A 13032-nucleotide genomic window follows, 5' to 3' on the forward strand; every position below is an offset into this window, starting at 1 on the left:
GGCTCGATGGCAACGACAGGGAACGGCTCGCACGCTCCGCGCGGCCCACTGGCCGGGGTGCGCGTGGTCGAACTGGCGGGCATCGGGCCCGGCCCGTTCGCCGCGATGCTCCTGGCCGATCTGGGCGCCGACGTGGTGCGGGTCGACCGGCCCGGGGGCGCCGGCCTCGGCATCGATCCGGCCCGCGACCTCACCAACCGCAACAAGCGGTCCGTCCTCGTCGACCTCAAGGCCGCATCCGGCCCGGGCACGGTCCTGGACCTGGTCGAACGCGCCGACGTCCTGATCGAGGGCTACCGGCCCGGCGTCGCCGAACGCCTGGGAGTGGGCCCGGACGCCTGCCTGGCCCGCAATCCGCAGCTCGTCTACGGACGCATGACCGGGTGGGGCCAGGACGGTCCCCTCGCCGAGCGGGCCGGACACGACATCGCCTATATCGCCGTCACCGGCGCCCTCTCCATGATCGGCAAACCGGGGGAGCCGCCCACCGTCCCGGCCAACCTGCTCGGCGACTACGCGGGCGGCTCGCTCTACCTCGTCGTCGGCGTCCTCGCCGCCCTCCAGCACGCCCGGACCCCGGGCGGCCGCGGACAGGTCGTCGACGCGGCGATCGTCGACGGCACCGCGCACCTCACCATGATGATCCACGGCATGCTGCAGGCCGGCGGCTGGCAGGACAGGCGCGGCTCCAACCTGCTGGACGGCGGCTGCCCCTTCTACGGCTCGTACGAGACCGCGGACGGCGAGTACATGGCGGTCGGCCCGCTCGAGAAGCGGTTCTACGCGGAGTTCACCGAGCTCCTCGGCATCGGGGAGACGGCCCCCGACCGGGGTGACATCGCGCGTTGGGACGAGTTGCGCAGCGTCGTCGCCGCCCGGTTCCGCACCCGTACCCGCACCGAGTGGACCGAGGTCTTCGACGGCTCGGACGCCTGTGTGGCACCGGTTCTCTCCCTTCGCGAGGCACCGCACCACCCACACCTCGCCGCCCGCTCCACCTTCGTCGAGCACGGCGCACTCACCCAGCCCGCGCCCGCGCCCAGGTTCTCGGCCACGCCCGCCTCGGTGCACAGCGGACCGGCACAGCCGGGCGCGGACACCGATGCCGTCGCCGCCGACTGGGGCGTACCGGCCCTGCGGACCACCCGGAAGGACACGACCGACTGATGCAGCGGCAGATCTTCACCGAAGAGCACGACGCGTTCCGCGAGACCGTCCGCACCTTCCTGACGAAGGAGGTCCTCCCGCACTACGAACAGTGGGAGAAGGACGGCATCGTCTCGCGCCGGGCCTGGCTCGCCGCCGGACGGCAGGGGCTGCTCGGCCTCGCCGTACCCGAGGAGTACGGGGGCGGCGGGAACACCGACTTCCGCTACAGCGCCGTCCTCGCCGAGGAGTTCACCCGGGCAGGCGCCCCCGGTCTCGCGCTCGGGCTGCACAACGACATCATCGGCCCCTATCTGACCGGCCTCGCCACCGAGGAGCAGAAGCGGCGCTGGCTTCCCGGCTTCTGCAGCGGCGAGATCATCACCGCCATCGCGATGACCGAACCGGGCGCCGGCTCCGACCTCCAGGGCATCCGGACCACCGCCGAGGACAAGGGCGACCACTGGCTGCTCAACGGCTCCAAGACGTTCATCTCCAACGGCATCCTCGCCGACCTGGTGGTCGTCGTCGCGAAGACGACCCCCGAGGGCGGCGCCAAGGGACTTTCGCTCATCGTCGTCGAGCGTGGCGCCGAGGGCTTCGAGCGGGGCCGCAACCTCGACAAGATCGGCCAGAAGTCCCAGGACACCGCCGAGCTGTTCTTCAACGACGTGCGAGTCCCCAAGGAGAACCTCCTCGGTGAGCTCGACGGCGCCTTCATCCACCTGATGACCAACCTCGCCCAGGAACGGATGGGGATAGCCGTCGCCGGGATCGCCGCCGCCGAACACCTCCTGGAGATCACCACCACGTACGTCAAGGAGCGCGAGGCCTTCGGGCGGCCGCTGTCCAAGCTCCAGCACATCCGCTTCGAGATCGCGGAGATGGCCACCGAGTGCGCCGTCACCCGGGCCTTCCTCGACCGGTGCATCGTCGACCACTCGGAAGGGACGCTCGACGCCGTGCACGCCTCCATGGCGAAGTGGTGGGCGACCGAACTGCAGAAACGCGTCGCCGACCGGTGCCTCCAACTGCACGGCGGATACGGCTATATGGCGGAGTATCCCGTGGCCAGGGCGTTCACCGACGGCCGCATCCAGACCATCTACGGCGGAACGACCGAGATCATGAAGGAGATCATCGGCCGTTCGCTGCTGGCCTGACCCCGCTCGCCCGCCCCGGCCGGCCGAGTCGTTGTGCCCGGCCCCTGCTCCTGCCCGACCCCTGCTTGCCCGACCCTGTTGCGCCACCACCCTCGAAAGGCAGCTGTCTTGAGTACCGAAGCATTCGTCTACGACGCGATCCGCACCCCGCGCGGCCGCGGCAAGGCCAACGGGGCCCTGCACGGCACCAAGCCGATCGACCTCGTCGTCGGCCTGATCCACGAGCTCCGCGGCCGCTTCCCGGGCCTGGACCCGGCGGCCATCGACGACATCGTCCTCGGCGTGGTCAGCCCGCTCGGCGATCAGGGGTCCGACATCGCGCGCATCGCCGCGATCGCGGCGGGCCTTCCCGACACCGTCGCCGGCGTCCAGGAGAACCGCTTCTGCGCATCGGGCCTGGAGGCCGTCAACCTGGCAGCCGCCAAGGTCCGTTCGGGCTGGGAGGACCTCATCCTCGCGGGCGGCGTCGAGTCGATGTCCCGTGTCCCGATGGGCTCCGACGGCGGCGCCTGGGCGATGGACCCGATGACGAACTACGAGACCGGGTTCGCACCGCAGGGCATCGGCGCCGACCTCATCGCGACCATCGAGGGGTTCTCGCGCCGCGACGTCGACGAGTTCGCCGCCCTGTCGCAGGAGCGGGCCGCCGAGGCGTGGAAGGACAACCGCTTCGCGCGTTCCGTCGTCCCCGTCAAGGACCGCAACGGCCTCGTCGTCCTCGACCACGACGAGCACATGCGGCCCGGTACCACCGCCGATTCCCTCGCCTCGCTCAAGCCGTCGTTCGCGGCGATCGGCGAGATGGGCGGCTTCGACGCGGTGGCGCTCCAGAAGTACCACTGGGTGGAGAGGATCGACCACGTCCACCACGCGGGCAACTCCTCCGGCATCGTCGACGGAGCCGCCCTCGTCGCGATCGGCTCGAAGGAGATCGGCGAGCGCTACGGCCTCACCCCGCGCGCCCGGATCGTCTCCGCCGCCGTCTCCGGCTCCGAGCCCACCATCATGCTCACCGGCCCCGCGCCCGCCACCCGCAAGGCGCTCGCCAAGGCCGGGCTGACCATCGACGACATCGACCTCGTCGAGATCAACGAGGCCTTCGCCGGCGTCGTGCTGCGCTTCGCCCGCGACATGGGGCTCTCCCTCGACAAGATCAACGTCAACGGCGGCGCCATCGCGCTCGGCCACCCGCTCGGCGCCACCGGCGCGATGATCCTCGGCACGCTCATCGACGAACTGGAGCGCCAGGACAAGCGCTACGGCCTCGCCACACTCTGCGTCGGCGGCGGCATGGGCATCGCCACCGTCATCGAGCGTCTCTGACCGTTCCCCTTCCTACGGAGAAGACAAGCAAATGACCGAGAGCACGACCATTCGCTGGGAACAGGACGAGACCGGCGTCGTCACCCTCGTACTCGACGACCCCAACCAGTCCGCCAACACGATGAACCAGGCCTTCAGGGACTCCATCGCGGCCGTCGCCGACCGCGCCGAGGCCGAGAAGGACTCCATCCGCGGCATCATCTACACCTCCGCCAAGAAGACCTTCTTCGCCGGCGGCGACCTCAAGGACATGATCAAGGTCGGCCCCGAGAACGCCCAGGCGGCGTTCGACACCGGCACCGCGATCAAGAGTTCGCTGCGCCGCATCGAGACCCTCGGCAAGCCCGTCGTCGCGGCGATCAACGGAGCTGCCCTGGGCGGCGGTTACGAGATCGCCCTCGCCTCCCACCACCGCGTCGCCCTCGACGCCCCCGGCTCCCGCATCGGCCTGCCCGAGGTCACCCTCGGCCTGCTGCCCGCCGGCGGTGGCGTGACCCGCACCGTACGCCTGATGGGCATCGCCGACGCGCTGCTCAAGGTCCTGCTCCAGGGAACCCAGTACACCCCGCAGCGCGCCCTGGAGAACGGCCTGGTCCACGAGGTCGCCGCCACCCGCGAGGAGATGCTGGAGAAGGCACGCGCCTTCATCGACGCGAACCCCGAATCCCAGCAGCCCTGGGACGTCAAGGGCTACCGGATCCCCGGCGGCACCCCGTCGAACCCGAAGTTCGCCGCCAACCTGCCGGCCTTCCCGTCCAACCTGAAGAAGCAGCTCGCCGGCGCCCCGATGCCCGCACCGCGCAACATCCTGGCCGCGGCCGTCGAGGGCTCGCAGGTCGACTTCGAGACCGCGCTCACCATCGAGGCCCGCTACTTCACCGAGCTGGTCACGGGCCAGGTCTCGAAGAACATGATCCAGGCGTTCTTCTTCGACCTCCAGGCCGTCAACTCCGGCGCCAGCCGCCCCAAGGGCGTGGAGGAGCGTCAGGTCCGCAAGGTCGCAGTCCTCGGCGCCGGGATGATGGGCGCGGGCATCGCCTACTCCTGCGCCCGGGCCGGCATCGACGTCGTCCTCAAGGACGTCTCCACGGAGGCCGCCGCGAAGGGCAAGGCGTACAGCGAGAAGCTGCTCGACAAGGCGCTCTCCCGGGGCCGTACGACCGAGGCCGAGCGCGACGAGCTGCTGGCCCGCATCACCCCGACCGGCGACCCGGCCGACCTCGCCGGCTGCGACGCCGTCATCGAGGCCGTGTTCGAGGACACCGCGCTCAAGCACAAGGTGTTCCAGGAGATCCAGGACATCATCGAGCCGGACGCCCTGCTCTGCTCCAACACCTCCACGCTGCCCATCACGGTGCTGGCCGAAGGGGTTTCGCGCCCCGTCGACTTCATCGGGCTGCACTTCTTCTCGCCCGTCGACAAGATGCCGCTGGTCGAGATCATCAAGGGTGAGAAGACCGGCGACGAGGCCCTGGCCCGCGCCTTCGACCTGGTCCGGCGGATCAGGAAGACGCCGATCGTCGTCAACGACTCGCGCGGCTTCTTCACCTCGCGCGTCATCGGACAGTTCATCAACGAGGGCGTCGCCATGGTCGGCGAGGGCGTCGAGCCGGCGTCCGTCGAGCAGGCCGCCGCCCAGGCGGGCTACCCGGCCAAGGTGCTCTCCCTGATGGACGAGCTGACGCTCACCCTGCCCCGCAAGATCCGCAACGAGACCCGGCGCGCCGTCGAGGAGACGGGCGGCAACTGGGCAGGCCACCCCGCGGACGAGGTCATCGACCGGATGGTCGACGAGTTCGGCCGCCCCGGACGCAGCGGCGGCGCGGGCTTCTACGAGTACGACGAGAACGGGAAGCGCACCCGCCTGTGGCCAGGCCTTCGCGAGCACTTCACGAAGCCCGACACCGACATCTCGTTCACCGACATGCAGGAGCGGATGCTCTTCTCGGAGGCCCTGGACAGTGTCCGCTGCCTGGAGGAGAACGTCCTGATCACCGTCGCCGACGCCAATATCGGCTCCATCATGGGGATCGGCTTCCCGGCATGGACCGGCGGCGTGCTCCAGTACATCAACGGCTACGAGGGCGGCCTGCCCGGATTCGTGGCCCGCGCCCGGGAACTCGCCGAGCGGTACGGCAACCGGTTCCTGCCGCCCGATCTGCTCGTGGAGAAGGCGCAGAAGGGCGAGACCTTCCACGACTGACGCCGCCGCGACGGGCCGCATCCACCGGTGCGGCCCGTCAGGCTGCTACTCGGCCGCGAAGGCGGCCCGCAGCTCCTCCTTGAGCGAGCGCTGGAACGCGGTCACCAGCGCCTGCAGCACGAGCGGCTGCATGTGCGCGGACAGGGACTTCATGGCCTTGAGGTGTTCCGGATCGGACTCCCGCTCCCGGTACGGACCCCACACCTCGTCCCGGAACAGCCGGCTCAGCTCGTGCGCGACAGAGCGGGTGTGCTCCAGCAGGACCGTGCGGGCGGCGAGAATCGTCTCGTGTGCGATGGGCACTTCGAGCAGCTCCACGCCGAGCCGCAGCAGCCCAGGATCCAGCCGGAACACGCCGTCCCCCGGGCCGGACCGCTCCAGCACACCCATCGCGGCCAGCCTGTCGATGTCCTGCTGGGACAACGGCCGCCCTGCGCGTCGCTCCAGTTCCGTGCGGGTCGCGTCCTCCGCCGAATCGGGCGACCACGAAGCCACCAGCGCCCGGTGGATGGCGAGGTCGTGGGCGCTCAGACCGGGCGGCAGTTGTTCCAGATAGCGTTCGATCGCGGCGAGCGTCATGCCCTGGTGCTGAAGCTCCTCGATGAGCGCCAGCCGGGAGAGGTGCTCGTGCCCGTAGTGCCCGACCCGGCGCGGCCCGATGACCGGGGGCGGCAGCAGTCCACGCGTGCTGTAGAAACGCACCGTGCGCACGGTCACCCCGGCGCGCGCCGCCAGTTCGTCGACGGTGAGCGTCGGCTCCTCGGCCTCGGTCGCCATGTCTGCTCCTCGTGTCCGCCGACGGGTGGGCCGTTGTGTGCGTGCACCTCACTCGGTGCAACAGTATTGCTGTCTCACCAGTGATGTGAAAGAGCCCGGCTGTCGGTGGGAGCACTTAGCCTGACGTCATGTCCGAGATCACTTACATACGGGGCGACGCGACCGCTCCCCATGGCAAGGGCGTCAAGATGATCGTCCATGTCTGCAACGACCTCGGCGGCTGGGGGAAGGGATTCGTCCTGGCCCTCTCGCGTCGCTGGCCCGAACCCGAAGCGGCCTACCGCCGATGGCACCGGGAGCGCGCGGGCAACGACTTCGCCCTCGGCGCCGTGCAGTTCGTGCAGGTGACCCCGTACATCTGGGTGGCGAACACCGTGGGCCAGCGGGGGATGCGCACAGGGAGCAACGGGGTCCCGGTGCGTTACGAGGCGATCGACACGGCTTTGGGGGCGGTGGCCGACAGGAGCCTTGAGCTGGGGGCCTCGGTCCACATGCCGCGGATCGGCTGCGGGCTGGCGGGCGGGAAGTGGTCCCGGATCGAGCCGCTGATCGAGAAGCGACTGACCGGGCGGGACATACCGGTGACGGTGTACGACTTCGACTAGGGCCTCTCGTTTGGATCATGCCGGATAACCTGACGCCGTCGATGCGGCGGGCGGGAAGGGGCGGGGCATGGCGGGTGCCGAGAAGCGCGGTGGGGAGCGGGGCCGGTCCGATGTCGTCGGACCGCGCGCCCCGGTGGACGCGTCACTGCTGACGCTGCTCGGCCTCGGGCCGGACGAGGACGCGGTCTACCGGCTGCTCGTGGACCGCCCGGACTGCGAACCGGACGCGCTCGTGGGTCCGTTGAGTGACGCGGTGGTTGCCGACGCCCTCGACTCGCTCGTCGAGCGCGGGCTCGCCAGTGCCGACCGGCAGGATTCCGACGGCACGCTCCGCTACCGGGCAGCCCCGCCCGTCCTCGCGCTCGGACCGCTCCTGGAGTCCCGGCGCTCCGCACTGCACCGGGTCGAGTCGCTCGTCGGGGACCTCTCCGAGCGCCACCGCTCCGCGCAGATGTACGGTGCCGGCGCTCCGGTGGAGGTGCTGTCCGGTCCGGCGGCGGTCCGGCGACGTCTGGTGACCATACAGCGTCAGGCCAGGAGCGAGGTGTGCACCTTTGTGCCGGCCAGGCACATGCCCGCCCTGCTCAGCTTCGAGGACAACCACGAAGAGGCGGACTCCGAGATGATGCGCCGGGGGGTCACCGTGCGCAGCGTCGTCGAACGCGCGTGGCTGGAGCATCCGGCAACCGCGGCGGTGGTGGGTTCGTGCGTCGCCCAGGGGCAGCACATCTCCGTCACGGACCGGCTGCCGACCAAACTCGTCATCGTGGACCGCCGCATCGCCCTGCTGCCCCTGGACCCGGAGCGGGAGAGCGAGCCGGTCGCGCTCGTCGTCCATCGGACCGGTCTTCTGACGGCCCTGATCGCGCTCTTCGAGGCGTACTTCGAGAAGGGGCGGCTGCTGACCCCGCTCAGCGCGAACGAGGACGCCGAGTCCCCGGTCGCGGCGATCGACCGGCAGATAGTGGCCCTTCTCCACGTCGGCCTGACCGACGCCGCCATCGCCCGTCAGCTCGGGATGGGCCATCGCACCGTGCAGCGCCGGCTGCACGCGCTGATGGACGAGGTGGGCGCGGCGACGCGATTCCAGCTCGGCTGGTACGCCGCCCGGGCCGGATGGCTGCCCGAAACATCGGACAACTCGGTCGCACAGGCGCATTCCTGAGGCGTAATTACGCCGCGGCGCTTTCGCGCCAGCACTATCGCTTGTTCACGCCAGCCCCCCATGGCGAAGATCAGCACGTCAACGCCCGAGACGCTCCGACGGCTCAGGTGCAGGTGTGCGATGGGGAGGTCCTGTGAGACGAACGAGCGTGTTGCGGATACTGGCGACCGGGGTGGTCGCCGCCGCCACGGGTGCGGCGCTGCTGGCCGCGCCGGCCTGGGCGGACGACACCGCCACGGCGCCCGCTGCGGCGCCCGCCACGGACCCGGTGGGTGTCGCCCCCGCGATGACCCAGGGCCTGGACACCGCCGCCCGGCAGGGCACCCCGGCCGAGGCGGCCCGGGCCCACCTGAAGGCTCACCAGGACACGTACAAGGTCCCGGTCTCCGACTTGAGCACGGTGCAGACCACCAAGGACGGCAAGCAGTCCTCGGTGCGCTTCCAGCAGAAGCACGACGGTGTCCCGGTCTTCGGCGCCGAGTACGCGGTACAGACGCAGGCGGCCGACGGCGGCCAGCAGGTCACCTCCGCCACCGGCACGCTCTACACCGACCTCACGGTCTCCACCACGCCCGCGGTGAGCGAAGCCACCGCGAAGCAGCGGATGTTCACTCTCGACGGCCGCCTGTCCGGTGTGCAGGGCGCGAAGACCGAGGCGCACGGCCTGTCCGTGCTTCCCGACGCCCGGGGCGGCAGGCTCGCCTGGCACTTCACCGTCACCGGCGGCAAGGCGAACGGCAGCCCGGTGCGCCAGGAGGTGTACGTCGACGCCCGCGTGGGCGGCATCGCACTCTCGTACAACAACATCGACGCCGCCGACGCGTCGCCCGCGGAGGGGACGGGCGTACGCGTCGACGGCGGCGAGGCGAAGCTGGACGTCAACAAGGAGTCGGACGGCTCGTACACGCTCGTCGACTCGACGCGCGCCATGTACCCGCAGACCGGCGGCCAGATCCGTACGTACGACGCGCAGCGCAAGGACTACTCCCTCGTCGCCGGCGGCCCGGTCACCGAGGACATTCCGCTGGGCACGTCGGCGAGCGACCGGTTCGACGGCGCCAACACGACGTCGGGCGCGGTGGACGCGCACCTGAACGCCGCCAAGGTCTACGAGTACTACAAGGACCAGATCGGCCGTGACGGAGTCGACGGCAAGGGCGGCACGATCTACTCCGTCGTCAACGTCGCCGCGAGCGGCAAGGACTACGCCAACGCCTTCTGGGACGGCTCCAAGATGGTCTACGGCCACATGGACGGCGTACCGCTGTCCGTCGGCCTGGACGTCGTCGGTCACGAGATGACGCACGGTGTCACCGAGCACTCCGCCGGTCTTGTCTACCTCAACCAGTCGGGCGCGCTCAACGAGGCGATATCCGACTACTTCGGCAACGCCATGGAGACCGCCGACAAGGGCATCGCGATGAGCGACCCGACGTCCGGCCTCATCGGTGAGTACCTCTGCAACGGCACCAAGCCGCTGGAGGAGTGCGCCCTGCGCGACCTGAACGACGGCCGCAACGCGCAGACGGACTACGACCCGATCACGCTCGACTTCGACAACGGCGGAGTGCACTACAACTCCACCATCGTCGGCGGCGCACTGTGGGACATGCGCAAGAACCTCGACGGCAAGCTCGCCGACCGGATCGTCTACCGGTCGGCGCAGAACTACCTCACCCCGCTGTCCGGCTTCACCGACATGCGCAACGCGGTCATCCTCTCCGCGAAGTCCCTGCACGTCTCCGCGCAGGACCTCGCCGTGATCACCAAGGCCTTCGACGACCACGGCATCGAGAACGGCTGGGAGCAGAAGGGCGGCACGCACGACGGCACCACCATCGGCGCCGGCATCCTGCCCGCCTACGAGCTCATGAGCGGCGTCGACGAGCAGGCCGCCCAGATCAGCGGGGACACCTACGCGATCAGCCACGGCGACGCCATCGCCTGGGACCAGGGCAGCGCCGCCTTCGGGATCACCGTGGGCCGCTTCGACAAGAAGCCGAAGCACGAGCTGGCGCAGAAGGACGCCTACCTGCTCGACCCGTCCCTGGACGACGACCGCATCGCCTTCACCCGCATCGCCGCCGACGGCATCGGCATCTACGGGTCCGGTGACAAGGGCCAGGGCGCGATCAAGAGGCTGGTCGACAGCCCGGACGCGGACGAGACCGAGCCGGTGACCGACAACGGCGCGCTCGCCTACATCAGCACCAACGCCGACGGCGAGCAGGACGTCATGCTCCGTACGCCAGACGGCAGCACGGTCAACGTGACCCCCGAGGCCGGAACCAAGGCGGCCCGCCTCGCGATGAAGCACGGTCAGATCGCCTGGGCCGGGGGCGACGGTTCGTATGTGTATGTCTACGACATCGCGAAGGGCACCACGCAGAGCAAGCGGATCACCGGCTTCCTCTTCGACCGGGTCTCGGACATCCAGATCACCTCGGAGCGTGTGTTCTGGCGTGAGACCGGTGGCTTCCTGATCCCGAGCACGAAGTTCGTGTCGGCGCCGCTGGAGGATCTGTCCACGGCGGCGAAGCTGACCTACCCGAAGAGCACGTACGTCGCCCAGTTCTCGGTCAACGACGAGTACTTCGCGTACTCCACGTACGACGTCTGGGGCGCACTCGGCTCCTGGAACGGCCCCGGCAAGGTGCAGGTCGCCAAGACCGCCGACGTGGTCGCCGGGCTCAACCAGTTCAGCCGCGTCTCCTGCTCCTCCGGCGCACAGCTGGCCCCGTCCCTCGGTGACGGCCAGCGCGTCGCCTGGCTGGACACGAGCGCCGCGGACACCGACGTGGTGACCCGCGAGACCTTCGCCGGGACCTGCGAGTAGTCTCCGGCCGGCCGCCCCGCCGGCGGGGCGCCCACCGACTCCGGTGGGCGCCCCGCTCGCGTTGTTACAGAGCTACGGGGTGTGTCACTCCGTATCGACTTCTATGGTGGGGTGGCAGCGGCGGAACGGGGGAGGGCTCATGACGGCACGGAGCACCGACGGGACACGGCTGGCGGAGAGGCTCAGCGCGACGCCGCCCTCCGACGCGCTGAGTGAACAGATCCTGGACGCCGCACGCGAGCAGTTCATGACCTTCGGGCTACGCCGCTCCACCGTCGACGACGTCGCCAAGCGCGCCAGGGTCTCGCGGGTGACCGTGTACCGGCGGATCGGCAACAAGGACAGCCTCGTCTCCGCCTGTCTGCTGCGCGAGTACCACCGCTTCCTGGTGGAGGTGGACGATGCGGTGGCCGCGCTGCCGACGACGGAGGACCGGCTCGTCGAGGGCTTCGTCGCGGTTCTCCGGCACATCCGCGAGCATCCGCTCATCGGTGGTCTGCTGAGGCTGGAGCCCGAGACGATGCTGCCGTTCCTGACGCTGGAGAGCGCGCCGGCCTTCCTCGCCATCCGCGCGTACCTGGCCGACCGGCTGCGCGAGGCCCGGCGCGCGGAAGGGCGGCCGTCGACGGACCCGACCCCGGTCGCCGAACTGATGGTGCGGATCACCGTCTCCTTCCTCCTCAATCCCGTCAGCTGTTTCGAGCTCGACGACGACGATCAGGTGAGGAAGTTCGCCCACTGCTATCTGGTGCCGCTGCTGTCGGCCGGCTAGGGCCGTCGGCGGCTCCCTCCGTCTCGTCGGGCAAGGGTTCCAGAGGGCGGTTGCGGGCCCAGTGCGGCCCGAGGTCGTCGAGCCGCCAGCCGAAGGGGTACGAACGGGGCTGCGGGCGCGAGGGGAACCGGCGCGGCCGGGCCGGCAGCCGGCGTACGCACCGCGCGCGCAGGCGCAGGGCGGCCGAAGCGGAGGCCTGCGCCCACCTCGGCTGCGGCCGGAAGCCCAGCGCCGTCAGCAGCGGCTCGTCGAGCAGTGCGAGCGAGAATCTCGCCACCAGGGGCCGTAACGGACGCGGATACCAGCTGGCCATGACGCGGAAGGAGGCATTCGCGACCCGCCGGTTGGCCGGGTCGTACGCGAACATCCGCTCCTCGTAGGAGTCGAGCAGCCGCTCGAACCCCTCGTACGTGTCGGGTGCGTCCTCGATTCCCATGACCGCCGCCGTCTTGCGGCCCGCCTCCACCAGCGCCTGGACCTCCTGGGCGCACAGGGGGCGCCAGCCGAACCGGTCGATCCAGCGCTTCGGCCCCACGACCGTGGTCGCCAGCACGTAGCGGAAGTCGTCGTTCGGGATGCTGTACTTCCCGTGGATCCGGTTCAGATGACGCGCGGCCGCCCGTCCGCGCTCCGAGTCGAAGCCCTCGGCGGCCATCTCGTATCCGATCAGCACCGTGTCGTCGTACCGCTTCTGCCCGGCCCGTTCGAACTCCTGGGTCCGGTCGAGGAGCACGGAGATCCGGGGGACGCCGTAGTCCCGGAGGAAGGCGACGCTCACTCCCTGGCGGTAGTCCCAGGGGAACTCGTACTGGGAGATCAGCAGAAGGATCTCGGCGTAGTCGCGCGCCGGATCCATCCGGCGTATCTCGTGCAGGCGGCTGTATCGGCCCATGATGCGCTCTCCTGTCCGCGTGCCGACTCCCTGTGGGACCGCTGTTGCGGGTTGTCGCTGCCTGACGGATCAACTCACCTGTGCTGCAAGGAATATGAGGGACCATCCGGTCAGGGAGTCAAAGTTACAAATACTATCGACTTGTTTCAC

The 13032-nt window shown here is 69.9% G+C and carries 10 protein-coding genes; 8 read left to right on the forward strand and 2 right to left on the reverse strand.

The window, feature by feature from the left end; translation table 11 throughout:
• Positions 1-6: 6 nt before the first annotated feature.
• The 4 genes from SH922_RS36040 to SH922_RS36055 all read left to right on the forward strand — a co-directional run bounded on the left by SH922_RS36040 (position 7) and on the right by SH922_RS36055 (position 5835).
• A complete protein-coding gene (locus tag SH922_RS36040; RefSeq protein WP_393062747.1) occupies positions 7-1167 on the forward strand; it encodes a CaiB/BaiF CoA transferase family protein in 1161 nt (386 codons plus the stop codon).
• Complete coding sequence (locus tag SH922_RS36045) at positions 1167-2309, forward strand: acyl-CoA dehydrogenase family protein (protein WP_393062748.1); 1143 nt, start codon at positions 1167-1169, stop codon at positions 2307-2309. Before SH922_RS36040 ends, SH922_RS36045 begins: the two co-directional genes overlap by 1 nt.
• Before the next feature lie 108 nt (positions 2310-2417).
• A complete protein-coding gene (locus tag SH922_RS36050) occupies positions 2418-3632 on the forward strand; it encodes an acetyl-CoA C-acetyltransferase (protein ID WP_393062749.1) in 1215 nt (404 codons plus the stop codon).
• A 31-nt stretch (positions 3633-3663) separates the two neighbouring features.
• On the forward strand, positions 3664-5835 hold the full coding sequence (locus SH922_RS36055) for a 3-hydroxyacyl-CoA dehydrogenase NAD-binding domain-containing protein (protein WP_393062750.1): 2172 nt from the start codon (positions 3664-3666) through the stop codon (positions 5833-5835).
• Positions 5836-5880: 45 nt separating this feature from the next.
• Here SH922_RS36055 and SH922_RS36060 read toward each other — a convergent pair whose 3' ends face one another.
• Positions 5881-6612, reverse strand: coding sequence for a MerR family transcriptional regulator (locus SH922_RS36060; protein WP_393062751.1), 732 nt, complete (start codon positions 6610-6612; stop codon positions 5881-5883).
• Positions 6613-6740: 128 nt separating this feature from the next.
• On the opposite strand from SH922_RS36060, the gene SH922_RS36065 reads away from it, so the two are divergent.
• The 4 genes from SH922_RS36065 (at position 6741) to SH922_RS36080 (ending at position 11990) form a co-directional block, all read left to right on the forward strand.
• Positions 6741-7217 carry a macro domain-containing protein gene (locus tag SH922_RS36065; RefSeq protein ID WP_393062752.1) on the forward strand — a complete coding sequence of 159 codons (477 nt, stop codon included), beginning with the start codon at positions 6741-6743 and terminating at the stop codon, positions 7215-7217.
• A gap of 67 nt (positions 7218-7284) precedes the next feature.
• Positions 7285-8382: a hypothetical protein gene (locus SH922_RS36070; RefSeq protein WP_393062753.1), complete on the forward strand. Its 1098-nt coding sequence runs from the start codon at positions 7285-7287 to the stop codon at positions 8380-8382.
• Positions 8383-8515: 133 nt separating this feature from the next.
• Complete coding sequence (locus SH922_RS36075) at positions 8516-11218, forward strand: M4 family metallopeptidase (protein WP_393062754.1); 2703 nt, start codon at positions 8516-8518, stop codon at positions 11216-11218.
• A 139-nt stretch (positions 11219-11357) separates the two neighbouring features.
• Positions 11358-11990, forward strand: a complete 633-nt coding sequence (locus SH922_RS36080) for a TetR/AcrR family transcriptional regulator (RefSeq protein ID WP_393062755.1) — start codon at positions 11358-11360, stop codon at positions 11988-11990.
• Here SH922_RS36080 and SH922_RS36085 read toward each other — a convergent pair.
• Positions 11908-12882, reverse strand: coding sequence for an oxygenase MpaB family protein (locus SH922_RS36085; protein ID WP_393062756.1), 975 nt, complete (start codon positions 12880-12882; stop codon positions 11908-11910). The genes SH922_RS36080 and SH922_RS36085 overlap by 83 nt on opposite strands.
• Between the last annotated feature and the right edge of the window lie 150 nt (positions 12883-13032).

Origin of the sequence: Streptomyces sp. LN549 (assembly GCF_043203805.1) — a bacterium.
Classification (GTDB): Bacteria; Actinomycetota; Actinomycetes; order Streptomycetales; family Streptomycetaceae; genus Streptomyces.